General features: G+C 54.1%; 25 protein-coding genes. 16 read left to right on the top strand and 9 right to left on the bottom strand.

Annotated elements, in window-relative coordinates; translation table 11 throughout:
* Positions 1–83: 83 nt before the first annotated feature.
* The 8 genes from WBY09_RS12910 to WBY09_RS12875 all read left to right on the top strand — a co-directional run bounded on the left by WBY09_RS12910 (position 84) and on the right by WBY09_RS12875 (position 6,465).
* Positions 84–356 carry a hypothetical protein gene (locus tag WBY09_RS12910; protein WP_197147255.1) on the top strand — a complete coding sequence of 91 codons (273 nt, stop codon included), beginning with the start codon at positions 84–86 and terminating at the stop codon, positions 354–356.
* A gap of 2 nt (positions 357–358) precedes the next feature.
* Positions 359–1,258, top strand: a complete 900-nt coding sequence (locus tag WBY09_RS12905) for an oxidoreductase (protein WP_336232932.1) — start codon at positions 359–361, stop codon at positions 1,256–1,258.
* A 156-nt stretch (positions 1,259–1,414) separates the two neighbouring features.
* A complete protein-coding gene (locus WBY09_RS12900; RefSeq protein WP_336232930.1) occupies positions 1,415–1,543 on the top strand; it encodes a hypothetical protein in 129 nt (42 codons plus the stop codon).
* Positions 1,544–1,664: 121 nt separating this feature from the next.
* Entirely contained in the window at positions 1,665–2,576 is a 912-nt protein-coding gene (locus WBY09_RS12895) for an AraC family transcriptional regulator (RefSeq protein WP_197147257.1), read from the top strand.
* Between the two features lie 316 nt (positions 2,577–2,892).
* A complete protein-coding gene (locus WBY09_RS12890) occupies positions 2,893–3,873 on the top strand; it encodes a C4-dicarboxylate TRAP transporter substrate-binding protein (RefSeq protein WP_063088149.1) in 981 nt (326 codons plus the stop codon).
* A gap of 87 nt (positions 3,874–3,960) precedes the next feature.
* The gene (locus tag WBY09_RS12885) at positions 3,961–4,413 is read left to right on the top strand and encodes a TRAP transporter small permease (protein ID WP_120226337.1); all 453 of its coding nucleotides are present in this window, start codon (positions 3,961–3,963) and stop codon (positions 4,411–4,413) included.
* Complete coding sequence (locus WBY09_RS12880; RefSeq protein ID WP_197147258.1) at positions 4,413–5,693, top strand: TRAP transporter large permease; 1,281 nt, start codon at positions 4,413–4,415, stop codon at positions 5,691–5,693. The genes WBY09_RS12885 and WBY09_RS12880 overlap by 1 nt, the downstream gene beginning before the upstream one ends.
* Before the next feature lie 55 nt (positions 5,694–5,748).
* Positions 5,749–6,465, top strand: coding sequence for a GntR family transcriptional regulator (locus tag WBY09_RS12875; RefSeq protein WP_197147259.1), 717 nt, complete (start codon positions 5,749–5,751; stop codon positions 6,463–6,465).
* Positions 6,466–6,562: 97 nt separating this feature from the next.
* Here the strand turns inward: WBY09_RS12875 and WBY09_RS12870 are convergent, their stop codons facing one another.
* Positions 6,563–7,402: an NmrA family NAD(P)-binding protein gene (locus WBY09_RS12870; RefSeq protein ID WP_286792312.1), complete on the bottom strand. Its 840-nt coding sequence runs from the start codon at positions 7,400–7,402 to the stop codon at positions 6,563–6,565.
* Between the two features lie 162 nt (positions 7,403–7,564).
* Between WBY09_RS12870 and WBY09_RS12865 the strand changes: the two genes are divergently transcribed.
* Complete coding sequence (locus WBY09_RS12865; protein WP_197147261.1) at positions 7,565–8,191, top strand: TetR/AcrR family transcriptional regulator; 627 nt, start codon at positions 7,565–7,567, stop codon at positions 8,189–8,191.
* 15 nt (positions 8,192–8,206) lie between these two features.
* On the opposite strand, the gene WBY09_RS12860 is transcribed toward WBY09_RS12865, so the two are convergent.
* Positions 8,207–9,277, bottom strand: a complete 1,071-nt coding sequence (locus tag WBY09_RS12860) for an EAL domain-containing protein (RefSeq protein WP_336232927.1) — start codon at positions 9,275–9,277, stop codon at positions 8,207–8,209.
* 250 nt (positions 9,278–9,527) lie between these two features.
* On the opposite strand from WBY09_RS12860, the gene WBY09_RS12855 reads away from it, so the two are divergent.
* The 4 genes from WBY09_RS12855 to WBY09_RS12840 all read left to right on the top strand — a co-directional run bounded on the left by WBY09_RS12855 (position 9,528) and on the right by WBY09_RS12840 (position 14,276).
* Positions 9,528–10,304 carry an AraC family transcriptional regulator gene (locus WBY09_RS12855; protein WP_252724099.1) on the top strand — a complete coding sequence of 259 codons (777 nt, stop codon included), beginning with the start codon at positions 9,528–9,530 and terminating at the stop codon, positions 10,302–10,304.
* A gap of 113 nt (positions 10,305–10,417) precedes the next feature.
* Positions 10,418–11,314: an aromatic amino acid exporter YddG gene (yddG, locus tag WBY09_RS12850; RefSeq protein ID WP_336232926.1), complete on the top strand. Its 897-nt coding sequence runs from the start codon at positions 10,418–10,420 to the stop codon at positions 11,312–11,314.
* Between the two features lie 591 nt (positions 11,315–11,905).
* Positions 11,906–13,234, top strand: a complete 1,329-nt coding sequence (locus tag WBY09_RS12845; protein ID WP_336232924.1) for a tetratricopeptide repeat-containing sulfotransferase family protein — start codon at positions 11,906–11,908, stop codon at positions 13,232–13,234.
* Between the two features lie 67 nt (positions 13,235–13,301).
* Positions 13,302–14,276, top strand: coding sequence for an adenosine deaminase (locus WBY09_RS12840; protein WP_336232923.1), 975 nt, complete (start codon positions 13,302–13,304; stop codon positions 14,274–14,276).
* Between the two features lie 18 nt (positions 14,277–14,294).
* Here WBY09_RS12840 and WBY09_RS12835 read toward each other — a convergent pair whose 3' ends face one another.
* From WBY09_RS12835 to WBY09_RS12825, 3 genes are all read right to left on the bottom strand, one after another.
* Positions 14,295–15,236, bottom strand: coding sequence for an alpha/beta hydrolase (locus tag WBY09_RS12835; RefSeq protein ID WP_336232921.1), 942 nt, complete (start codon positions 15,234–15,236; stop codon positions 14,295–14,297).
* A 16-nt stretch (positions 15,237–15,252) separates the two neighbouring features.
* Entirely contained in the window at positions 15,253–16,548 is a 1,296-nt protein-coding gene (locus WBY09_RS12830) for an alpha/beta hydrolase (RefSeq protein WP_197147268.1), read from the bottom strand.
* A 152-nt stretch (positions 16,549–16,700) separates the two neighbouring features.
* Positions 16,701–17,105, bottom strand: coding sequence for an OsmC family protein (locus tag WBY09_RS12825; RefSeq protein ID WP_063088127.1), 405 nt, complete (start codon positions 17,103–17,105; stop codon positions 16,701–16,703).
* 199 nt (positions 17,106–17,304) lie between these two features.
* Between WBY09_RS12825 and WBY09_RS12820 the strand changes: the two genes are divergently transcribed.
* Together WBY09_RS12820 and WBY09_RS12815 are read left to right on the top strand one after the other, a co-directional pair.
* Positions 17,305–17,637, top strand: coding sequence for a hypothetical protein (locus WBY09_RS12820; RefSeq protein ID WP_008890686.1), 333 nt, complete (start codon positions 17,305–17,307; stop codon positions 17,635–17,637).
* 181 nt (positions 17,638–17,818) lie between these two features.
* Positions 17,819–19,474 carry a diguanylate cyclase domain-containing protein gene (locus WBY09_RS12815; protein WP_252724100.1) on the top strand — a complete coding sequence of 552 codons (1,656 nt, stop codon included), beginning with the start codon at positions 17,819–17,821 and terminating at the stop codon, positions 19,472–19,474.
* A gap of 42 nt (positions 19,475–19,516) precedes the next feature.
* Here WBY09_RS12815 and WBY09_RS12810 read toward each other — a convergent pair whose 3' ends face one another.
* From WBY09_RS12810 to WBY09_RS12800, 3 genes are all read right to left on the bottom strand, one after another.
* Positions 19,517–21,280 (bottom strand): tetratricopeptide repeat-containing sulfotransferase family protein, encoded by a 1,764-nt coding sequence (locus WBY09_RS12810; RefSeq protein ID WP_286792314.1) that lies wholly within the window; start codon positions 21,278–21,280, stop codon positions 19,517–19,519.
* Between the two features lie 145 nt (positions 21,281–21,425).
* Positions 21,426–22,835 carry a type I glutamate--ammonia ligase gene (gene glnA / locus WBY09_RS12805; RefSeq protein ID WP_008890688.1) on the bottom strand — a complete coding sequence of 470 codons (1,410 nt, stop codon included), beginning with the start codon at positions 22,833–22,835 and terminating at the stop codon, positions 21,426–21,428.
* A gap of 62 nt (positions 22,836–22,897) precedes the next feature.
* A complete protein-coding gene (locus WBY09_RS12800) occupies positions 22,898–23,236 on the bottom strand; it encodes a P-II family nitrogen regulator (RefSeq protein WP_007091888.1) in 339 nt (112 codons plus the stop codon).
* Positions 23,237–23,640: 404 nt separating this feature from the next.
* On the opposite strand from WBY09_RS12800, the gene WBY09_RS12795 reads away from it, so the two are divergent.
* The gene (locus WBY09_RS12795; protein ID WP_063088117.1) at positions 23,641–24,813 is read left to right on the top strand and encodes an aminotransferase; all 1,173 of its coding nucleotides are present in this window, start codon (positions 23,641–23,643) and stop codon (positions 24,811–24,813) included.
* Positions 24,814–24,899: 86 nt separating this feature from the next.
* Here WBY09_RS12795 and WBY09_RS12790 read toward each other — a convergent pair whose 3' ends face one another.
* Complete coding sequence (locus WBY09_RS12790) at positions 24,900–25,250, bottom strand: rhodanese-like domain-containing protein (protein ID WP_197147271.1); 351 nt, start codon at positions 25,248–25,250, stop codon at positions 24,900–24,902.
* Positions 25,251–25,305 lie beyond the last annotated feature (55 nt).

Genomic DNA, 25,305 nt, shown 5'->3' with positions numbered 1-25,305 from the left:
AATAGATAAGATTAGATCTTCTCGTTTGATTAATCAATGAGGAATCCTCAATCTTGGATAAACACAGATTGGAGATTCTCATCATGAAAGCGATCACATCTTTCGAACATGCCCCGCTGGGCCTTGTCGGTCACCTGCGTGCGGCCATCGAAGCCTGGCAAAATGAACGCGCGATCCGGAAAGCCTCTGCCGCCAAAACTTTGCGTGATGTAGCAACTGCTACCAGCATGTCTCACCTGAGTGCGGCGGAACTGCATGAGGGCCGCCGCACACATGGCACGTACATCACCGAACCGGGGGATGTCCTGTCGGGACTGGTTCTGAATTGGCCATCCCCGTCGCGCAAGGATCATTGATCTTGGAAAATCCGTTGTTCAGACCGTTGGAGCTTCCAAATGGTGTCATCCTCAAGAACCGGATTGCGAAATCGGCAATGTCGGACTCGCTTGGGGATGGCACCGGCCACCCGACCAAGGCCCAGAATCGGCTTTACCGCCGCTGGGCCGAGGGTGGGGTGGGGGTGTCGATCATCGGTGAAGTACAGGCGCAACCGGGATATGCCGAAAAGCCCGGTAATCTTGTGCTCGATGATAATGCGGACCTTGACCGGTTCCGCACGCTTGCCCGGCAGGGCTCGGTAAAGGGCAGTAACCTTTGGCTACAACTTGGTCATGCCGGCGCACTTGCCTATGCCCCGACCAGCACGCCAAAGGGGCCGAGTGCGCTTGATCTTCCGGACCTGAAATGTGCGGCACTGACAGATGATGAAATCCGTAAAATCCCGGCCCAATTTGCAAGAACTGCCAAACTTGCTGAGCATGCCGGGTTTGGCGGGGTGCAAATTCACGCGGCCCATGGCTTCTTGCTTAGTCAGTTTCTTTCACCGCTGTTTAACAAGCGCTGCGACGACTACGGCGGGCCGATTGCCAATCGCATGCGGTTGCTACTTGAAACCATTGGTGCCGTGCGCGCAGCCGTCGGGCCCGGTTTCGTCGTGGCAGTCAAACTGAATGCCACCGATCAGCTTGAAGGTGGCCTAAGCGAAGATGATGCCTTGGCTGTCGTCGCCACGCTTGATCAGACCAAAATCGATCTGATTGATATCAGTGGCAGCACTTATTTTCCGGGGGCAAAGGCGGCCTCTGATGGTGCTGGCGGCGGGCCTTATTTCATGAATTTCGCCAAGCGGGCCCGCAAGGTTACCACCAAGCCCTTGATGTTGACCGGTGGCTTTAAGACCCGCGCACAGGCAGAGTAGGCGCTGAATAGCGGCGTCATCGATATCGTCGGACTGGCGCGCGCACTGGTTATCGAGCCCGCCCTGCCAGATATCTGGCAATGCGATGATTACCATGATCCGGTCTTTCCCCGTTTTGATCATGCGCCGACTGGTGGCATTACGGCATGGTACACCATGCGACTGACGGCGCTGGCAGGGCGGATGGAAATGCCGGAATTTGATGATCTGGATCAGGTCCTTGCCGCCTACGAAGCGCGGGATGCGGACCGGGCGCGGATTTGGTTGCGGCATTTCGGCATTTGATCGTTACGCGGATGGGCGGCGTTTTCACATTCTTGCGCAAAACAGGTCAGGGTTGCATGCGCATTGCTTTGCAAATCCAGATCACAATGCGATGATGTGGTCTTCATGTCAGGAACAGAAAATGGCAGAGACCGCATCATCCTTTCAGCCCAACGGGCGCTATCAGAAGTTTGAAGTCTTCAATCAATTGATTGGGGATGCGAACCTGTTGCGCGCGGGTGATTTCGGCGAAAGCATCTCGGCGGCCCACTGGCGGCGCAAGGCAGATGTCCTGACCCGCTATACCGATCCTGATCACCACACCATCAGTCTCTATGTCAATGGCGGTACGGGCATTCAGCGCAAGATCGGCGCAGACCCGATGAGTGGCGGTGGTCCCGGTCGGTGTTGTTTGATGCCGGCCTATCTGACATCGGACTGGCTGGTGCATGGCGAGGTGGAGCTGTTTCACGTTTATATTCCGCATGCCGCCTGGGAACGCGCCGTGGTCGAGGCCTTTGACATTGAACCCAATGCGGTCGAAGTCCCGGAAAAGACGTTTTTCCTTGATCCGCTGATCGAACAGACTGTGCGGCAGGCAATGTTGCCACTTGATTGGGAGGTGCCCGCCGATCGGATGGCAATGTCGAATGCCGGGCAGCTTTTGATGGGCCATATGCTGCGCAGTTACTCAACGCGCCGTGATCTTGGTTTCAAGGTCCGCGGTGGGTTGTCGCCTGTGATCAAACGCCGGGTGTTTGATTTTGTCGATGCCAACCTTGATCAACCGCTAACCATCGAAGAACTGGCAGACGTTGCTGATTTGTCGGCTTATCACTTTGCCCGCATGTTCCGCAAAACCGTCGGCGAGGCACCGCACCAATTCGTTCTGCGTCGGCGGATCGAACGCGCAATGCATATGTTGCGTGATGGCAACGCCCCGGTTGCCGAAATCGCGCTTGAAACCGGCTTTTCCAGTCAGGCCCATCTGACCACGCGGTTTAGCCGCTTTACCGGGCTGACACCTGCGAAATATCGCAGCATTTCCCAATAACATCTCCCGTCTTTCTATTGGCCGCCTGATCCAACCATCTGATCAGGTGGCTTTTTGCTGTCGCGTCCTCTGACCGAGCTCGCTGAGCAGGGCGTCTGATTGGTGTGCTTTCGGGCGCGTTTGTCTGCGGTGATCATTGTCCGGTCACTGACAAGTTGCCCGGTGGCAAGGGATGATTTTTATTCAAGTTATTGAAAATAAACAAATTTACAGGCTTGAGAAATTCGTTGACAAGATAGAGGCGAGATATCTAGAATTTCAAAGCAACTAAAATATCAATTTTGGTAAAAGCCAATCCATCGGGAGGATGTCTCTAATGAAACTCACTATGAAATCACTCGGACTGTGTGCAGTCGTCGCAGGCGCACTGGCCGCTGTCATGCCGGCAAACGCGGCAACAACCCTTCGGATCGGGACCGTTCTGGCCCCGAATGATCCGATGGGACAGGGACTTGAAAAGTTTAAAACGGATGTGGAAAAGGCAACCAACGGCGATGTGGAGATCGAGATTTTCCACAACTCGCAGCTTGGTGACACCACTGAAATGATCGATCAGGCGCGTGCGGGTGCTGCTGTCGGTACCGTGACCGATGTCGCCCGTTTGTCCAGTTTCGTGCCGTCACTTGCTATCATGTCGGCACCGTTCCTGTTCGATACCTATGAACAGGCTGACAAATTTGCCCTTTCGGATGAATACATTTCCTGGGGTGAAGAATTGCGTGAAAAATCCGGCCTCGTGATGATTGCCTCGAACTGGTATCAGGGCGCGCGCCATGCCCTGACGCAGAAGCCGATTTCAAGCCCGGCCGATCTTTCGGGTGTTCGTATGCGTACCATCGGTGCACCGGTCTGGATTGAAACCATCCGTGCGATGGGTGCAGAACCGACCCCGATTGCCTGGGGCGAAGTCTACAGCGCCCTTCAGCTTGGCACGATTGACGCCGCCGAAGCACAGCCGACCGCGATCTGGAACGCCAAGCTTTATGAAGTGATCAAGAACGTCACCAAAACCGGCCATATCCAGCTTGTCACCGCACTGGTTGTCGGTGCCGAAGCCTGGGACGAAATTTCACCGGAAAACCAGAAAATCGTTCGTGATCTGGCCGTGGAAAATGGTCGTTATGCCTCGGCCCTGACCATCGAGCTCGGTGAAAAGGCGCTTGAAGACGTTGCTGCAAGTGGCGTTGAGGTCAGCGAAGTTGATCTGGCACCGTTCAAGGAAGCCGTCAAACCGGTTTACCAGATGCTCGAACTCGAAGCAGAAGCCGCTGTTGTTAACAAGGTTCTTGGTCGCTAAGACCACGAACCTTCTGGTAGCCTAGCGAAAGTGCGTTGCTTTTATACCGGGCAACGCACTTCAAACTTCACAATGGAAATTGAATAGATGCTCAAGCGGATTGAGTTTGCCTGTGGCGGCATATTGCTTGTCGCTGTGGTCATTCTTGTGGCGGTGGCCTCTGTGGCGCGCGCCATGGGATCGCCGATCATCTGGTCAGTCGAAATGGCGCAACTGATCTTTGCCTGGCTTTGCATGTTGGCTGCCGACATTGCCATGCAGGAAGACCGGCATTTCGGTCTTCAGATATTGCGTGAAATCCTGTCCAAACGGGCAAGCGCATGGGTGGAAATCATCAATATTCTGGTGATTATCGGATTTCTTGCGTTCCTTCTGAACTATGCGTGGACAAACATGATTTTGATGCATCCGCGCCTGGTCGGGGCCGCGCAGATCAATGCTTCTTATATTCATGCTTCGATGGTTGTCGGCATTCTGTTGATGATCCGAACCATGGTTGCCCAACTTATTCGACGCATTCGCAACAGGGAGATCAACTGATGCTGTTGTTGATTGCTGGTTTGTTTACAGTCTTCCTCATCTGCGGGATGCCGGTTGCCTTTGCACTTGGCCTTGCCTCCATTCCGGTCTTTGTTATGACGGGTGCTATGCCGCCGACGGTTGTGATCCAGAAAATGGTCACCGCCACACAAAGCTTCCCGCTTCTGGCGGTGCCGTTCTTTATTCTGGCCGGCAATCTGATGAACGTGACGGGGATCACCCATCGCCTTGTTAAGTTTGCAAGTCTTCTGACCGGCTGGATGGCAGGCGGTCTGGCACAGGTTTCAATTGTGCTGAGTTTCATGATGGGGGGTATTTCGGGATCAGCCGTGGCTGATGCCTCGATGGAGTCCCGCCTGCTGGGCCCCAGCATGATCAAGAAAGGCTATTCCAAGGCCAATACGGCGGCGGTTCTGGCCTTTGGGTCGATCATTACCGCAACCATCCCGCCCAGCATCGGGTTGATCCTGTTTGGCTTTGTCAACGAAGTTTCCATCGGGCGGCTGTTCCTAGCCGGTGTTTTGCCGGGCATTTTCCTGACCATCGTTTTGATGATCACATCCTGGCTTGTTGCGCGCAAAAACGGCTACACGCCGGATTTGCCGGAACTTCCCAAGGCCAAGGAACTGACGGCCAGCTTCTTTGAAAGCATCTGGGCACTGGCCTTTCCGGTTATCCTGATTGTCGGGTTCCGCTTTGGTATCTTTACCGCGACAGAGGCCGGGGCGTTTCTGGTGTTCTATGCGCTGGCCGTCGGGTTGTTCGTCTATCGCGAGCTGAACTTTGCCCGGCTCAAGGAAGCCATCTTTGGGTCGATCTCTGATCTTGGCATGGTGATGTTGCTGATCATCATGGCAGCAGTGCTTGGCTATGCCATGACGATTGAACGCGCGCCGCAACAGATCACCGAATTTGTCACCACGCTGACTGAAAACAGAACCGCAATCCTGATCCTGGTTGTCGGGGTGCTGGTGGTCAGTGGCATGTTCCTTGAAGGTGCGGCCAATATCCTTCTGGTAACCCCGATCGTCATGCCGGTTCTGGTCAGTGCCGGTTATGATCCGGTGCATATGGGCATTCTGATTGTCACCCTGATCAACTTTGGCGGTTTGACGCCGCCAGTCGGCGTGATCATGTTTACGGTCTGCGGCATTTTGGGGGTTAAAACCGGGGAATACACACGTGCATCCATTCCGTTCTTTGTTGCCATGGCGCTGTTCTTCGTTCTGCTGGCAGCAATACCCGCTTTGACATTGCTGTTGCCCAATACATTGATGTAATGACAATTTCAGTCCAACAGGGGCATGTAGGCAAATGCCAGGGAGACACAAAAACATGAACACACCAACGGGCGGACTGATTTCGATGCATGACGGATCGGTGAAAACCAGCATGCATGTTCCGGCATCTGCGCTGGTCTACGAAGAAGTCCGTAACCAGATTGTTTCTCTGTCCCTGCTTCCGGAAACCACGCTTGTCCGGGCGGAATTGGCTGAAAGCTTCAATGTCAGCCAATCCCCCGTACGAGAAGCCATTTTGCGCCTTGAACAAGATGGTCTGGTGGTGTCCTATCCGCAGTCGCGCACCGTGGTAACCAAGATTGATGTTGCCCGCATCCGCGAAGAACATTTTCTTCGGGTTGCTGCGGAGTGCGAGGTCGTCCGCCAATTGGCCGAGGCCAAGGACTCCCCAGCCGTCGTCAAGGCCAAGGGCATTGTCAAAATGCAGGAAGCACTGGTTGGCGATATCGAACAGATCGACCTGTTCAAACAACTTGATGAAACCTTCCACGCGGCCTTGTTTAACGGGGTGAACCAGTCAAACCTGCATTTGCAGATCACGGCACGCAGCGGTCATCTGGCGCGGGTGCGAACCCTTGATCTGCCACGTGCGGGTAAAATGGTCTCGGTGCTTGAAGGTCACAAGGCGATTATTGACGCCGTCCAGTCGGGTGATGGCGCATTGGCAAGCTTGGAAATGCGCAAGCACCTTTCGGGCACCATGGAACGTCTTCCTCAGATCATCGAAGAAAACAAAACACTGTTTTCCTGATCTTTGCGCGGCGGTGAGGAATAGGGCCGTCCGGCAAGTAGGCATAAGATAAACCAAACGGCGCGCAGCATGATTGCAGCGCGCCGTTTGCGTTGTATCAGGCGCGTTTGGCCACGTCCCAGATGCCGGTTTTCGCAGCTTCTTCGACGAAGTTGCGCAGGCTGTTGGGTTGACGGCCAAGAATTTCATATATATCGCTGGTCGGTTGGCTGTTGCGGCCATCAAGGACTTCGGAAAATAGATAGCGGATCAGGCCACGGACTTCGTCGGGCATACCGTCTGCTTCAAGTCCGGCATCCAGTTCATCAACGGTGATGGCCACGAAACTGACCGGGTGGTTGGCAACACTGGAAATCATTTCAGTGACGTCGGCAAAGGTTACGGCACTCGGCCCCGAAAGCTCATAGGTCTTGCCGATATGGACCTGATCAAGCAGGCAAGCAACCGCGCATTCGGCAATGTCATTGGCATCAACAAACGGTTCGGGCGTGTCACCTGCGGGCAGGGCCAGGGTGCCTTGCTGGATGTAAGGCAGGAACAGGTCTTCGTTGAAATTCTGGAAGAACCAGTTGGCACGAAGCACCGTGGCATCCGCCCCGGAATGGCGCAGGGCGTCTTCAGCGCGGTGGGCGGCTTCTTCACCGCGGCCAGATAGCATCACAATGCGTTTTGCGCCGTGCATCAGCGCGCGCTTGGCAAAGCTTGCGATGATGTCATCTGATCCCGGAACGGCAAGATCGGGCTGGAAGGTGACATAGACCGCATCGCGATCACGCAGGACATCATCCCAGGTTGTCGGATCGGTCCAGTCAAAGGCGGGTGTCGTGCTGCGTGAAACAGCACGCACATCATGACCAAGGGCAATGAGTTTTTCGGCAACGCGGCGGCCGGTTTTCGCCGTCGCACCAAGAACAAGAAAGCGGGGATTGGTTGGCATCAAATTGGCTCCTGAGTAAGGTTTTTAAAATGTGAGGAATCCTCACATTTGCCAAATGTGATAAATCCTCATATTTTGATCGTCAAGAGCTTTGGCCCATCACAAGCCTGTGAAACCTGCGCAGCGATGCCGGGATATTTCGAGGATAAAGGATCTAACGCGTTGTCTGATAACGTGAAAAAAATGCGCCGCGCACCGACCCAAAAAAGAAGTCGCGAACGGGTCGACACCATCCTGAAAGTCGCCTGCGAGCTGATTTCAGCCCAAGGCAGTGATGCCATCAAGATGGGGGAGGTCGCGGAAAAGGCGGGGATTTCCATCGGATCGCTCTATCAGTATTTCCCCGATAAGACGTCGATCATTCATGCGCTTGCCGATCGCTATAATGCCGAATCCTTGCATTGCATCGAAGAGGCGCTGGCAGAAGTGAATTCGCCAGATGCCTTGCTCGCCGCCTTTGATCGGTTGATTGATACCTATTACGAGCTGTTTTTGGCCGAACCGGTGATTTGCGATATCTGGACCGGAACGCAAGCCGACAAGACGCTGCGCGATATGGAAATGGAGGTCAGCCGTGCCAATGCGGACCTTCTGGCCAAGGCGATCTTGCGGGTTCGTGGCAATGATGGTGATTTCAAAATAATTGCCGCACGGTGTTTGCTGATCATGTATTCCGGCGAAGCCACCATGCGGCTTGCCATCGCTGTCCCGCGCAGTGAGGGCAAAGAGATCGTGGCAAGCTACAAGCGGATGGTCGGCCGCGAACTGGCGGAAATGGCCCGGGTTTAGGCGTTTCGGGCGTGGTTAGCCTGCCTTGGCAGCAAACGGTGTTGGGGCAGGGCGGCCAAGAAGGAAGCCCTGCACATAGTCAACATCGTGATCACGCAGGAAATCGAGTTCTTCCTGGCGTTCTATGCCTTCGGCGATGACTTCGATATCAAGCTGCTTGGCCAGCGCGATCAGCTTGCTGACAATTGCCTGTTTGAACTTGTCATGATCGACGTGATCGACCAGTTCACGGTCGATCTTGATGATATCGGGACGCAGTTCCGGCAACATGTTCAGCGTCGAATAGCCTGATCCGACATCATCGAGCGCAACCCGGAAACCCGAATCACGATAGGACTGAAGGATGGCGCTCAGATGTGCCGTGCTGCGGACCTTTTCGGTTTCAATCACCTCGAACACAACATTGCTGCGATCAAGATTGCATTCCTCAACGACTTCGATGGTCGAACGCAGGCAAGAATCCGGATCATAGATCGAGCTTGGGGTGAAATTGATAAACAGATTGCCTTTCACGCCTGCCTTGTGGGCATTGCGGACATTGGCCGCACGTGCCGCGCGATCAAGCTGAAACAGCAAGGTCGCGGACTGGGCTGCATCAAAAAGCTGGCCCGGGTTGATTACATCGCCGGTCGCACTTTCGCCGCGGACAAGGCATTCGTGGGCATAGGGTTTACCAAGGTCGTTGATGTCAAAAATCGGCTGAAATACCGAATTCAGCCGGTTGTCGCGCAACAGGTCACCCAGCCATTCTGCCCCGATTGCTGCACGGATCGCGCCAAGGCTTGTGATCTGGGCGATGTCATCGATTTCGGGACGCTGAACGCCTGGCATGATCAGTGCCTTGGTGTCTGACAGTTCTTCGGGAAGGAGACTGTTCGATATGGCATCAATCAGCGCTCGCAGACCCGGACGGGTGTAGTGAATGGAAAGTGTTGCAACAGACGTTGTTTTTTCGACCTCTATGCCGATTGATTTCGCACCGGCCAGGATTTTACCGGTGGTATGGGCAACTGGCGGCCAGAGAAAGAGTGTCCCGTTTGCAGGTGCGATTTCAGGAACCGCATCACATTTTTCACAATAGGTCACCTCAATCTCCCCGTCTGGTCCTTATTCGTGCCGGTGGCTTTTCCTGATCGGCAATTCTTCTGATTAACATACTGTAACATATGGTGCGCAGTGACAATAAATCCTGCATCAATCAATACATTCCTACGGCACTTTATCCTGTACGGCGATGTTTGGCGCAGGCGATCAATCAAGACGCTGCGCGAAAGGATTTATCATTGCGAAAAGCACTGATAAACTTTGCCCGTCATTCTGCGAGACGGAGGATCCGATGCAGTACAGCATGCGGCAATACCGCCCCGAAGCACAAAGCCACAGCCACGGCGATTTCCATCAGATCATCATCTCCGAGCTCGGCAAGCTTGAGATGGAGGTCGAAGGGCGTGGGGGTGAGGTGTGCGGTCGCCAACTGGCCTTTGTCGAGGCGGGCAAAACCCATGCCTATCGTGCGGAGGGGCTAAACCGCTTCCTTGTGCTTGATGTCGACGCCGATCTGGCCCATCGCACCGGTCTTGAGGCACTTTGGCATCGCCATGGCAGTGCTGCGACGTATCTTGAAGTGGGACTGGGGCATCAGAGGGGATTAGTCGCGCTGTTGCAGGCTATTGCACCGCTACACGATCAAGAATCCCAGACAGATATGCTCGATTGCCTGAAAACGCTTTTATTGCGCAGCCGTCAGAGCCGTGGCGGGAATGCCTTTGGCATGGCCGCACTGCCATCACGGCTCGTCCGTGCCATGGCATGGGCGGAGGCCCGGTTGGGCGAAGACATCACGATTAGTGATTTGGCAACCATTGCCGCCCAATCGGAGAGCAGCCTGTTTAGTGCCTTCCAAAAACATGTCGGGACAAGCCCGATGCGTTGGCTAACCGAGCAACGCCTGCAAATGGCCATGGCGCTTTTGCGTGATCCCGAAATTCGCCTTTCGATGTCCGATCTGGCAAATGCGGTCGGGTTTGCCGATCAAAGCGCCTTTTCACGTGCGTTTTCCCGCCGGTTTGGCTGCGCGCCCAGGTCGGTCCGCCGCGATCCGGCGGGCTTTTAGGGCTATACTTCCCACCAGGTCCTTGTCGCAAACTTCCGGAGTTTGGGCAAAGACCGGATCGTCAAACAGGTGCATCTTCCAGTTTGCAAAATCAGCAAACTCGGATGGGCGCGATGAATGAAAAACGTAAGGCAACCTTGATCGGTTCGGTTGCCGTAATTCTTTGGGCCATGCTTGCCCTGTTCACGACCGAAGTGGCCGACATCCCGCCGTTTCAACTGGTCAGTTTGTGCTTTGGTATTGCGAGCATTTTCAGTGCGCTCTGGATCTCGCTCCGCGGTGGTGATGTGGTTCGCGCCTTGCGTCAACCACCTGGTGCCTGGGCGCTTGGTGTGGCGGGGCTGTTTGGCTATCACTTTTTCTATTTTGTCGCGCTGGCAAACGCGCCGGCAGTTGAGGCCAGTCTGATTGCTTATCTGTGGCCGTTGCTGATTGTTTTGTTTTCCGCACTTTTGCCCGGCGAACGCCTGAAATGGCAGCATATCGGGGGTGCCGTTCTGGGGTTGTCCGGGGCGGTTCTTCTGGTGGGTAAAGGGCAAGCCCTCGCCTTTGATCCGGCATTCGCGCTGGGATACGGGGCGGCAATTATCTGTTCACTTCTGTGGTCAGGCTACTCAGTCGTGAACCGGCGCTATCGAAATGTTCCGGTGGGGGCAGTCTGCGGGTTTTGTGCAGGTGCCGCGATTTTCGGCCTTGTTACGCATGCTATGATCGAAGACTGGGTAACGCCGGACGCCAGACAATGGCTTGCTATTCTAGGGCTCGGACTGGGCCCGGTCGGGGCCGCATTTTTCGTCTGGGACCATGGTACCAAACACGGTGATATTCAGATCCTCGGTGTTCTGGCCTATGGCGCGCCATTGCTTAGCACCTGCTTGTTGATTGCGTTCGGCAAGGCGATTGCAACGCCGGCTATTATCGTTGGATGCACCTTGATCGTTGGCGGCGCTGTTCTGGCGTCAGCAAGCTTGAAGTCGCCCAAGGACAAGCACCAACTTCCCGTTGAGTGAGTCGATAGCCAAATCCTGTGTCACATATTGGTCACGTTTACGTGATTTTACGTAAATTCATCAATGTTTGTGCTGTGCACTATCCTGTAAATGACCTATAGTCGCTCTGTACTTGGGGAGGGGGCGTAGAACAACAATTACGCATCCAGGGACAGATGAATGACGCAGTCAAATAAAGACATTGCGCACGAAATGAAGCAGGCAATGTCAGTCGGCCAATTTGACAGGGCGGCCAAAATCGGTGCGCGGCTGTTGCGTTTGCATCCGAAAAGAACTGATATCGAAATCATGACAGCAGTCAGCGAGTTGCAAGGTAGTTATCTTGCGAACGCTGGTAGACGATTGAAGAAACTGTTTAATTCTCTCTCGCTGGATGATCGGTACTGGGGCCCCGTGGCCCAAAATTTTCTTCGATATGCATATCAGGCAAATGACTTTGGCTCATTGGAAGCCGCAGTCAGAAAGCGTATTCATGCTGCGCCGCAGAACGATTTGTTGCCCTATGTGTTGGCCGACGTATTATTCCAAGCAGAGGTTTACAAGAGTCCGGGCCTAAGCGTAGCGCCAAGCTTGTCGGAAGCGATTGAAATTTTGCGTGCTATCACTCCTGAAAACCCCAAGTTTGAAGATAGTCAGACTTTGCTCGCACGCATTTATCTACATCAGGAACAGCATGCACAGGCATTTGATTTGCTTGAAGAGTATGTCGCACGCAACGCCGAAAACATGTTAGTTCGAATGTTGTTGGCATCTTCATATGCCTTGGCGGGTGAGGCTGAAAAGGCTGTTGCGGCCTGCCATCGAATCATTGAATTGGATCCTTCCTTCAGTGCCCAGCCATACCTGATAATCTCCTTTATGCGCCCGCAATCCATGCCCGAAGACGCCAGCGGTGTCCTTGATGCAATGCTTGATAAGGCGGATATCGCAAAAGGGGAGCGTTACAAGGCGGCCTTTGCGCGGGCAAAAATCGAGGAAATGAAAGGCAACATGAAAGAGGCCTTTGATTTCTATCGGTTGGGGCATAGTGCAAACCGGTCGGAGCGGCCGTTTGATATGCCGCGCGAACTCATGGAACTTGCGCGTTTGCGTGATATGGCGGGATCGGTCCCGGTTTTGGAAGATGTCAGCTCAGAAAACGAAGATGGCCCGCGCCCGATCTTTATCGTTGGGATGCCGCGATCCGGAACAACTCTGACCGAGCGAATTCTTGGTGCTCATCCCGATGTGCATGCCGCCGGCGAAATCGGCGACTTTGCCAAAGCGGTGATTGATGTGGTCGGACGTGGCCAGATTTCTGATCAATTGGCACGCATCGATGCCAAGGCAGCGAAGAAAATTCGCCAACAGTATCTTGCGGCACTTAAGGCCTATGCGCACGAAAAGCGGTTTGTCACCAACAAGACACCAGCCAATTTCCTGCGTGTTGAGATGATCCGGCGCGTTTTTCCCGATGCACCGATCATTCACACCCATCGTTATCCACTTGCGACCTGTCTTTCGATCTACACAACACCGTTTTCAATCCCGATGCGGTATTCCGATGATCTCGGCGAATTGTCCGATTACTACCGCGGCTATGTTTGTCTGATGAATGCCAGTTTTGAAGCAGATCAAAATGGCCAGTTGTATGATCTTTCGTACGAAGATCTGGTGTCTGATCCGGAAGCTGTTGCACAGGATTATTTGGCCCATTGCGGACTGGATTGGCATCCGGGATGTCTTGAATTTTATCGTGCCGGCAAAGTTGCTGCGACGGCCAGCATGATCCAGGTTCGTCGCCCGATCAATCAGGACTCCGTTGAGAAATGGCAACGGTTTGAGCCGTTTATCGGGCCGTTGGCATCCTTGGCCGATGATCCGTACGTTCAGCAAAGGAGTGCTGCGCGCAAATCATCGCGCCGTGCGGTTGCTGCGTGACCAAGCGGGTTGGTTTGGGTTAGAAGGTATCGGTATAAGATGATGCCGACAAACCCGGAGCACCGCGATGAACACGACCATTCCAAAGGCAGAACTGCACCTGCATCTTGAAGGGGCGATGACGCCATCGCTTGTCCGCAGCTTTGCCAAGCGCAATGGTCTGACATTGCCGGGTGATATCTATGACGCGCAGGATCGTTATATCTGGCGTGATTTTCCCGAGTTCCTCAACAGTTTTGACAAGGCGAGTGCCGCCATCCGCACCAAGCAGGATTATTCCGATCTGACCCGTTCCTATCTGGTAGAGCAGGCAAAGGTCGGCACGCTTTATGTCGAGATTTTCTGTTCGCCGACCCATGCGGCCAGTTGCGGATTGTCGTTTGATGATCATCTTGAAGCCGTCGTTGATGGTATTGACCGTGCCGAAAAGGAAACCGGGATTATCGGCCGGATTATCATGACTTGCGTGCGCCACGTTGGGCCGGATGTTGCGGTCAAGGTCGCGCGTGAAACGGTTGATTGTCGCCACCCGTACATTGTCGGTTTTGGCATGGGTGGCAATGAAAGCATGTTCACGCAGGAAGATTTTTATCCGGCGTTCAAGATCGCCCGCGATGCCGGTCTTGGCTGCACCACCCATGCAGGCGAGGTCGAAGGACCGCAAAGTGTCTGGGATGCGATTGAAAAACTTCCTGTGACACGGATCGGCCACGGGGTGCGTTCAATCGAAGACCCCAAACTGGTCGAAACACTGGTTAAGCGTGATATCGTTCTGGAAGTTTGTCCGGGATCGAATATCGCGCTGTCGGTTTTCCCGGATTACACATCCCACCCCTTGCGCAAATTCTACGACGCGGGGGTCAAGGTGACCCTTGGCTCTGACGATCCACCGTTTTTCTTTACCTCGCTTGCAGCCGAATATCAGCGTGCCGAGGAGGTGTTCGGTTTTAGCCCCGAAGAGCTGAGTGGTTTGACCCGTACCGCCATCGAAGCTGCCTTTGTTGATGAGGCGATCAAGGCGAAACTTCTGGCAAAGCTCTAGGGGCAAAACTCATTCAAATCACCGCCTAGGTCTCCCGGATTTACTTTTTTGCGTGCGTGCGATGTGCGCATCAAAAATTTGCCAGAACCTGTTTCGATAAATGTCACGTTCCTGAAGAATTTCGTGGCGGGCTTCGGGGATCTCCGCGATGGTGATCGACGGTATTTTGCCAAACAGATCTTCCGTCGTCTGGTTTGAAACAACCTGATCGTTCCCGGCCAGAACAATGGTGATGGGGGGCAGGGACCGTGTGCCGGACTTCATCTGTTCGATCCGGGTGGTCAGCGATGCTTGCGCCTTGAAACAGGCATCAAGCCAGCCGGCAGAAACGCCACCAACCACAAGGTTCGGACTGTTTTGCAAGATGGCAACATTTCGCGCATAGCGGACCGGATCGGAAGTCAGAATGTTTTCAGCCTCAAACCCGGCAAGCGGGCTTAGTTTGCGTTGACCAGGCAGGTACTGTTTGTCAAATCCATATCGACACATACTGTCGGCGACAAATTGCGCCGCCAATGACAACCAGTCAGGGCCGCCCAGTCCAAAAAATGGCGCGACCATCACCACGCTTTCCCACAGATCCGGTTGATCGAGCATCATCGCCATCGCAACCAGCCCGCCGGTCGAGTGCGTTATCAGAAGCGGGCAGGAAATCCCGTAGACGTTTTTGACATGGTCAATAACATGGCGTGTATCGGCGATATATTGCGCAACATCATGGACATACCCCATGACCGGATCATTCGTTGCGCGGGACGAGCCACCGTGGCCGCGAAAATCAAAAGTTACACAGCCAAAACCACGTTCGGCAAGCTCGTCCGCCGTTTCCTGATAGCGTTCAATATACTCCCCGCGCCCCTGCAGGATCAGGACATGCTGGCGCGCGTTTTCGGGCGTCTGAACACCAAAGCGCAGATGTATCCCGTCCGGTGTTTGGAAAATGTCGGTCGCAAAAGTCATGGGGCGGCTTCAGTTCCTAGTCCTGTTCGGTGATTGCCTTTGCGATAAAGGCGGCCATTTTGTCCATCATACCCGGGAAATCGGGATTGAATGTGCCACGGCGCATTGTGCCGGGGGGCGCGTCGTCAAAAAGATTGCGTTCACCATACAGAACATCGGTGCCGGACTGGCAGTTTGAGCGGGCAGTTTCGACATCATAATGCCCGCAATCGGGGACCGCGCCATCAAGGCCATAAATGGGGTCCTTGGGGCTCATGGTAATTGCGGTGTGGGCATGGTTGAGTGTGCGCATCTCGTCGTCTTCCGAGCGGACAATTTCAATGTCGTCACAATTTGCGCTGCTAGTCGGCGGGTCAATTTTGCCTTGATACCAGATCAGGTGTTTTTGCGGGCTTTTAACCTTGTTGCAGAAGAAGTCACGCATCAGGTCGGGGTTGATGGTCTGATCGTCCGAACTGACAACGCCGAAAACCGGCACATCGAAATCGGCCAACTTTCCATGGCCAAAGGGCTTGGTCAGCAAATAAAACTCCGCTGCTGCGTTCATGGCCATCGAACCATATTTGCCCGGATCATTATTCCCGCCCTGACCGACCCAGTCTTTGACATATCGGACATAGGGGGTAAGCCAGGCCTGTTCGCTTTTGGCGGCAAGACCGGGCGACAGCATAATAAGCGCACTGACCAAATCACTGTTTGCCTGTTGTTCGCTATAGACTCGCCCAATCAAGGCGGCCCCGGTCGAAAAGCCCATCGGGATGATGTGATCGATCTCATCCCCAAAGCTGTTCATGCCGAAACGAACGGTTTCAAGCCAGTCTTCATATTCGACATCAAGCAAGTCACCCGGCACCGTGCCATGCCCCGGAAGAAGAACACCGTGAAACGTTGCACAGGGAAAACGTTGGCGCAGATTATCACGGATGTCACTTAACCAATAAGGGCTGTCGGTCAGGCCATGTACCATCAGGAAGCCAACACCATTTCCCTGCGTCCGGTCGGTTTCGTCGGTGGTGCAGGTGTTGCTCACCGGTCCAAGTGCGAAAGGTGCACGCATATCGACAACCTGATCAAGGGTATGAATGCCAAACGGTTTTTCTTCATGCGCAAATCGCGTCGCGGCAAGGACGTCGCGGAGTTGCTGGCGTGTGGAGCGGACATAATCTTCAAACGGCAGTCCTTCAGCGGGCGGAGCAATTGCGGCACCGGATGGTGAAAGCGGGTCGGCTGACTTTGCGCAGGCACCTGTCGTCAAAAGTCCCAGCAGGGCAAGGGATGCCAAACCAGTCTGAAATATGCGGGACGTACCCATGATGATTGCTCCGTTCGGTTCCCGGGATTGGACGTGGTTTTTCTATTTTTGTCAGAAGATGTTAACGCGGGAAGTCGCATGGTGCGAGAAACAAAAAAGCGATCTGGGAACAGATCGCTTTTTCATCAATATCGCCGCTATGAGTAACCGGATTATTCCACCAGTTCCCAGCTGTGGGTGACCTCTGCGGCCTTTGACAGCATGATCGATGCCGAGCAGTATTTTTCTGCCGAAAGTTCGACGGCGCGGCCGACCTTTGTTTCATTAAGGTTTTCACCCTTTACCTTGAAGTGCAGGTGGATTTTGGTGAAGACTTTCGGGTCGGTTTCTGCGCGTTCGGCCTTAACGTCTGTTTCAACATCAAGGACGTTTTCACGACCCTTTTTGAGGATATGAACAACGTCAATCGACGAACAGCCACCGATACCAAGCAGAAGCATCTCCATCGGGCTCGGGCCAAATCCGTTATCCCTGTCGCCATCCATGACGACACCATGTCCGGTACCACTCATTCCGGTGAAGGTCAGGTTTTCAAGCCACTTTACACGCGCTTCCATCTTCGCATTCCCATATGTGAACAATTGTTATCTTAACCTCTAGCCCGCCTTGCGCTTACCTGCAAGGTGCGATCATGGAAAGTCTGCCGGGCTGTGGTCGGAAATGCGACCATGAGTGGTAAGTTGTTATAGGAGTTTTTACTTTCCGGATGGATACTGGTGTAATTATTCAGATCCCTATGGTGCAGGAGTATCAGTCATGACAGAGGATCCGACGCGCAGCAAAAGCCGTTTCATGATGGGCATGGAGCATGTCCTGCGTGAGATCAATCACGAAATCATCAGCCCGGCCATTCCGGATATGTCGGTTGAAAATGCCGTGCCGCTGATGATCACCGTTGCACGGCTTCGGGCGGATTATCTGAAATTTGCCTTTCATCTTTGCGATGATCGCGCAGAGGAACACCCGACGGTGGACGAGTTGGCAAAGCTCAAGCATCTGAGAGAGAGCTTTCAGGAAATGCTGGCCGTCGCCAAGGAACTCGAACACTGCATTGATCGCGGTTACATCGATCTTCCGGCGAAAAAATAACGATATTCTGACCTGCACCCGTGTTTGATGTCCTGCTATTCAAAAAAATAATGACTTATTCTCCAGTATATGCAATGGGTTGCGCATATAAATACACAAGGCCGTCTTAAAAGGTCTGATCTGGGACATCACATAAAACACGAATAAAGGGAGAGCGCTGTTTTGCAGCGCGCCGGGTGTCTTGTCAGTCAGTGCGGATGTTGTGGCAACTGCGGCGTTGTCACGCGACAGTCTTATTTTTCTGGATCCGGACGGCCTTACCGTCGTCTATGTCAACGCGGCTGCGGAAAAGCAGCTTGGCGATGCAAAATCTGTTTTGCGTAAAGGCACAGAGGTCAAACAGCTTCTGGCCTATCTTGCCAAAAACGGTGAATTTACCGATGGCGACGCGGTAGCAGCAGTTCGCAACGCCCTTGCATCGATTTCGTCGGGCAAACATGCCGAACTTCCGGCCTTTCGTCTGGGCAAAACGCCGTTTAACTGGCATTGCGATGTCGGACCGTCCGGAACATTCGCGCTGGTGTTACGTGATGCCGGGCGGGCCCAGGAACTTGCCAAGGCACTGTCAGAACACAAGACGTTCATTCAGCACCTGATCGATGTTTTGCCAACCCCGGTTTATCTCAAAAACCGCGAAGGGGTTCTGACTCGTTGCAACGGCGCCTTTGCCGAACTGTTTGGTACGGATGTCGAAACGGCAATTGGCAAGAGAATGGCGGATTTCGCGCCCAAATCACTTGCCAAAACCGTCGGTGAACTCGAAGCCCCATTACGCGATGCCGAGGGGCAGGTACGTGACGAGATTACCTTTGCGATTGATGACAAGGAATGCACGGCCCTGTTTGCCGCCGCCACCCTCAGGGGCCCAAGTGGCGCGATTGCGGGCACCATCGGGTCATTGATTGACGTGACCAGCCTTAAGAAGGCGCAGGCCGAGGTCGCCGAGGCATCCCAGCGTCTGACCGGGCTGCTTGAAAGTGCACCGATCGGGGTCGGGATTTCCAACCGGGAAAGCGGCGTTTTCAAATTCTTCAACAGCACATTTTCCAAAATGCTCGGAATTGAAGACGAAAGCAAAGCAACGGATTCCATTCTTCTTTCCGAACGTTATCGCGAGAAGTCGCTTGAGGATATGGATGCGCTGGGCGAACTTCAGGACGTCGAGATCCGGTTGCGCCGATCTGATATGCCCGAGGCACGCTGGCTTAAAACATCGATCGAACCGCTTTCGTTCCAGGGGGAGGAAAGCGTGCTTTGGTGGACCAGCGACATCACCAAGCAAAAGCATGCCGCGCGCGAATTGCAGAACAAGGCCAATAATGATGAGCTGACCGGGTTGGCTAACCGTGCGCGCTTCATGCAGAAACTTGATCAGTGTGAAACCGTATTGCGCGGAACCGATACGCCCGCCGCGATCTTTATCCTTGATCTTGATGGTTTCAAACAGCTGAACGACACACAAGGTCATGCCGCCGGGGACTGGGTACTTGTTGAAACCGGCAAACGCCTGAAACGTGCAGCCCGCCGTGCAGAGGAGGTGGCACGCCTTGGTGGGGACGAGTTTACCTTGCTGTTCTTGAACAAGGGCGCTGAGAAGGAAATGGCGGAGGCCGCCGAAGCCATTCTTGCCGAAATGAGCCGTCCATTTGTCTGGGAAGGACATGATTGCGATATTTCCGCCTCGATCGGCTTGGCTGTGTTCGATGGCGGCAATTGCGATATGAGCGAGCAACTCCGCCGGGCCGACAAGGCAATGTATGAAGCCAAGGCGGCAGGCAAAGCGCAGTATCGCCTCTATACCCCGGATATGGAACCCGATCTGCATACTGACGACTGAGCCGACGGGAATTCTTTTCCACGAAGTATCAGCGCGCTTGGTTCAATCGGGTTTAATGCCCAGGGCTTTCAAGAGCGGTTTGATATAGGGTGCATACGGTTTCCAGCGTTCAACACTGGTCTGATAAAGGCCCTGTCGGACCTGTGCCGCACTCGCAGTCCGGACCGAGCGCTCTGTCTTGTGGAAATCCAGCATCGCGTCATCCCAAGGCAGGCCGAGAAAGTCGATCAGCCTGCGGGCTTCGGGTTCGATATTGGTGACCAGATCTTCGTAATTGATCTCGATAAATCGATCCTTTGGCAGGACGGCGCGCCAATGCGCCATCAGGTCCTCATAGGCGCGATAAAACTCGCCAAGTTCTGTCTGGTTGCAGGTATAGACCTGCAAATTGGCAAACCGCTTGGAATAGCAAGACAGACACGTATCGACCGGATTGCGGCGACAATGAATGATCTTGGCACCCGGCACGGAAGCCAGTATCAACCCAACCCAGGAAAAGTTCCCCAGCATCTTGTCGATGATCAGCTTTGTCGCCGGGGTCGGCGGATACATCGCGTTGACTTCTTCGCGATAGGATTTCGCGAGTTCCGCGAGCAGCGCAGAATTGCCGATTTTGTCATGGTCTTCCGGCTGACTGGGGAAAAGCGTGCCAAACAGGCGATCCTTGAATTTCGGGAATGTCCGCAACTCACCCGTCGCCAATGTTTCTGGATGACTGCCAAGAATTTGTTCGGTCAGCGTGCTGCCACAGCGCGGCATACCAACGATAAAGGTATGAGCTGGACCGTTGTCGTCGTGTTGCGGCAGGTCTTTGAATAACTCAGCCGGAAAATAATCGGCAATCGCGCGCACCCGCCCGCAGGCAATTTTTGAATCATAGGCCTTTTGCGTCGGTGTATTTTCGGCGAAGTCCTGACGGCGCAGCGCATTGGCGGCATCAAGATGGTGGATAGCCTGCTTTGGGTCTTTGCTGTCGATATAGGCCTTGCCAAGTGCAAAGCCGATCATCTCCCGATCAACCTTTTGCAGCACGAAGTCAGCATCGTTGAGGATATCGACCATCATCTTGATTTCGGGACTGTCGGGCTCGAACTTCATGACATCGGCCAGATCATGCCAAGCACGCCCTGATTTAGGGTTTTGGGCGATGACTTTCCGGAAGCATTCCTGCGCACCTTCCAGATCGCCCATGTGACGTTTTGCTTCACCAAGTTGTAGCAGATTGCTCGTTCGGCGTTCCGGATCATCCGGGCCGATCTCTTCTGCGCGGGCAAGGTATTCAAGTGCTTCTTTTTCGCGCCCGACCTTAAGCAGTGCTGCCCCAAGATTGTTCAATGCCTGCCAGTTATCGGGGCTGAAGCTGACGGCCTTTTCAAGGATTGTGATGCCTTGGGTGATGTGTTCGCTCTGAATAAGGTAAACGCCAAGGTCGCTGTAGGTCTGCCCATGTGTCGGGAATTTCCGGATCGCGGCAAACAGGATTTGCTGAACGAGATCATACCGGCCTGCACTGGCAAAAATGCCGGCAAGTTCACGGAAATAGTCAATTTTACTGTCAGGCAGATTGCAGGCGGATTGCAGTAACTGTGCGGCTTCGTTCAGATTGCCCGTTGCGCGATGGATCTGAGCCATCATCATCAAGGCGGGACCGTAGCCTGGCGCGGTTGACATCGCCTGCTGCGCGCGTGCCTTGGCATCTGCGGCGTTGCCTGATGCAAGGGCGCTTTGCGCGGCTTGGATCAGTTTGTCAGCCTTTTGACGGTTGCGCTTTTCGGCGAAACTCGATGGTGATGCTGGCTTGGTCATGAAGCTGATTTAATCCCGATGCGAAAGGTGAGGTCAAGCTTAGCGGCAAAGGGGTAAGCAAACTGTTAGGGCTGGACGGTGAAACGAAAAACGCCCGGCCGATTGGCCGGGCGTTTCGCGTAAGCATTGTCTTCCGGATGGAAGATTAACCGCTGTAGTACATGTCGAATTCGACCGGGTGCGGAGCCTGTTCGAAGCGAACGACTTCTTCCATTTTCAGGGCGATGTATGCGTCGATCAGGTCGTCGGTCATCACATCGCCTTTTTTCAGGAATTCGCGGTCTGCGTCGAGGCTGTCGAGAGCTTCGTGCAGCGAACGGCAAACGGTCGGAACTTCTTTGAGCTCTTCCGGCGGAAGGTCATAGAGGTTTTTGTCCATTGCTTCGCCTGGGTGGATCTTGTTCTCGATACCGTCAAGGCCAGCCATCAGCATTGCAGAGAATGCGAGATACGGGTTGGCAAGGGCATCCGGGAAGCGGATCTCAACGCGTTTGCCTTTCGGAGACGCGGTGTACGGGATACGGCAGGAAGCAGAACGGTTACGGGCAGAATATGCCAGCAGAACCGGTGCTTCGAAGCCCGGGACCAGACGCTTGTAAGAGTTGGTCGTCGGGTTGGTGAAAGCGTTCAGAGCTTTGGCGTGCTTGATGATACCGCCGATGTAGTACAGAGCGGTTTCAGAAAGGTCAGCATAGCCATTGCCAGCAAACAGCGGCTTGCCTTCGTGCCAGATCGACTGGTGGGTGTGCATGCCCGAACCGTTGTCACCGAAGATCGGTTTCGGCATGAAGGTTGCGGTTTTGCCATACTGGTGTGCAACCATGTGGATGCAGTATTTGTAAACCTGAACCGCGTCAGCATGTTCGATCAGGGTGCCGAATGCGATACCCAGTTCGTGCTGCGACGGAGCAACTTCGTGGTGGTGCTTTTCGCAACGCACGCCCATTTCGTTGATGTAGTTGACCATTTCGGCACGGATGTCGTTTGCCGAGTCAACCGGCGGTACCGGGAAGTAACCACCCTTCGGACCCGGACGGTGGCCGCGGTTGCCGCCTTCGAATTCGGTGCCGGTGTTGTACGGACCTTCTTCGGAGTCAAGCGCATAGGCCATGCTCTCCTGCGAGGTGCTCCAACGAACGTCGTCGAACATGAAGAATTCCGGCTCTGCGCCGAAATATGCGGTGTCGCCGATACCAGCGGATTTCATGTATGCCAGTGCGCGTTTCGCGGTCGAACGCGGGCAACGCTCGTAACCCTGGCCGGTGGCCGGTTCGATAACGTCACAAACAAGGATCAGGGTCGGCTGCGCGGTGAACGGATCAACAACGGCGGTCGACGGATCCGGCATCAGGATCATGTCGGATTCGTTGATTTCTTTCCAACCGGAAATCGAGGAACCGTCGAACATGATGCCGTCAACAAAGACGTCTTCGTCGATGGTGCAGATATCCTGTGCGGTGTGCTGCCATTTACCTTTGGTGTCGGTAAAGCGCAGATCGACAAACTGGATGCCTTTTTCTTTGATCAGATTAAGTACAGAAGCAGCGTCAGACATGATGCAACCCTTTAAAACTCATAAACAGTTACCGTATGGTGTTCAACGAAAGGCGTGACCGATCAGATCGCGTCGTTACCCCGTTCACCAGTACGAATACGGATCGCGTCCTCAAGTGAGGAAACGAAAATTTTACCGTCGCCGATACGCCCGGTATGAGCGGCTTGCTGGATTGCCTCAATCGCACGCTCTACCAGCGTGTCCTCGACGACGATTTCCAGCTTTACCTTCGGCAGAAAGTCCACAACGTACTCGGCGCCGCGATACAGCTCCGTATGACCTTTCTGACGTCCGAAACCTTTGGCTTCGGTGACGGTAATCCCTTTGAGACCAATCTCTTGAAGGGCCTCTTTTACCTCGTCAAGCTTGAACGGCTTGATGATGGCTTCAATTTTTTTCATTAGCGCCCTCTGCTTTTTGGCGAGAGTTGCGTTGAACTCTGTAAAGCGTAATGCTTCGCCCGCTGACTATTGCACGGACCATGCCAGTTTTCACCGGCAACGGCATTCTAAGGATTCTCTGTGCGAAAACCCAGCAAAACCCATGAAATTTTTAAGATTTTCTGGTTTGCTGGTGACTGTGTTTTAGGCAAGATGTTCAAAAAATATGCAAACACCCTGTTTGAAGGGCAGGCAGGCCGCATCAAACCTCTCCGGGCTTGCCATTCCGGGGCCATCATGCGACAGGATTTGCTATGCAAGGGTGTGGTCGGGCACAAAAATTATACCTGATGATCGGGACTCGACTGACCATGATACGCCGGGGGCCACCATCCGGTGAACGACCATAATATAAAGGACGCCTCATGACCGAATTCGTCGGCAATCCGCTTTTCGCTTCGGGCGGGATCACGATCTTCGAAGTGATGAACGAACTGGCCCAGAAACATAAGGCCATTAATCTGGGGCAAGGCGCGCCAGATGAAGACGGCCCGGCCGATATTCGCGAAGCCGCCGCCAAAGCAACGATGGAGCTGTCCAACCAGTATCCGCCGCTGGCAGGTGTGCCCGAACTGCTTCAGGCCGTTGCCGATCACAATAAACGGTTTTATGGCATCGAGGTTGATCCGAAAAAAGAAGTGCTGGTGTCGGTTGGTGCGACCGAGGGGTTGGCCGACGTGATCCTTGGCCTGGTCGCGCCCGGCGATGAAGTCATCCTGATCGAACCACTTTATGACAGCTACCTTCCGATGGTGAAGCTGGCGGGCGGCATTCCCAAACTGGTGCGCGTCACCCCGCCGCACTGGGAATTGCCACGCGAAGAACTGGCGGCGGCCTTTTCGGAAAAAACCAAGCTGATCCTGCTGAATTCGCCGCAGAACCCGTGCTCGAAGGTTTATGGCGATGACGAGCTGCAATTCATTGCCGATCTGTGCATCAAGCATGATGTGATTGCACTCTGTGACGAGGTTTATGAGCATCTGGTCTTTGACGGGCGCAAGCACAAACCGTTGATGACGTTCCCGGGTATGCATGAGCGCACCGTGCGGATCGGATCGGCTGGCAAGACCTTCTCGCTGACCGGCTGGAAGATTGGCTATATCACGGCTTGTGCAAAGCTGATGGAGCCGATCAAGAAGGCGCATCAGTTCCTTGTCTTTACCGTCGCACCCGATCTGCAACATGGTGTCGCCTATGGGCTTAACAAGGATGATGCCTATTTCGAAAACTTCACCGCCGAAATGCAGGCCAAGCGCGACTATCTGATGAAGGGACTTAAGGAGGTCGGATTTGACGTCCTTGATTCGCAAGGCACTTATTTCATCACCTGCGATTTCCGTCCTCTTGGCTATGATTGCGATGATGTCGAGTTCTGCCAGATCATGATCAAGGAAGCCGGCGTGGTCGCCATCCCGGTATCGGCCTTCTATCAGGGCGAAGACGGTGGCGTGCGCAACTTTGTGCGGTTCTGCTTCTGCAAGGACGAAGCCAAAATGGCCGAGGCGATTGCGCGGATGAAAAAGGCGTTTGCCAAGTAAGCCGTGGGCGCAAAACAAGGCATTTGAAAGAGCATCGGGCCGACATGTAAATGTCGGCCCGTTTTGGTTGCGCGAGGGCGATAGTGTCAGGCTGTTTGTTCAAGTGTGCCCTGTCCCTGGAGCGGCAGGCCCGCCTCGCGCCAGTCATTCTTGCCTTCGTGATAATCGCGCACATTGTTGTAGCCAAGCTTGGTCAGCGCCATCTGGGCAATGCCGGAATTCTTGCACGGGCCGCTGGCGCAATAGACAACAATCGGTGCATCCAGATCGGGCAGGATCTGTTTGATGCCCTCATCGATGGCATCATGGGGAATGTTGATCGCACCGGGCAGGTGGGCATCAACATAATACCGCGCCGGAAGTGCTTCGATCAGGGTCGGGGCATTGGCGGTGCCAAGGGCCGCTTTCAGCTCGTCACGGGTAATGGTTCTGGTCATTTTCCAATCTCCATCAGAAATATCGTTGGTTGATGGGATCAGTATCGATGTGCAT

The sequence above is a fragment of the Thalassospira sp. CH_XMU1458 genome (assembly GCF_037027205.1).
In the GTDB taxonomy this organism is placed as follows: domain Bacteria; phylum Pseudomonadota; class Alphaproteobacteria; order Rhodospirillales; family Thalassospiraceae; genus Thalassospira; species Thalassospira tepidiphila.
Note: the sequence above shows the minus strand (reverse complement) of the source record. Positions and strands in the feature narration are given on the sequence as shown.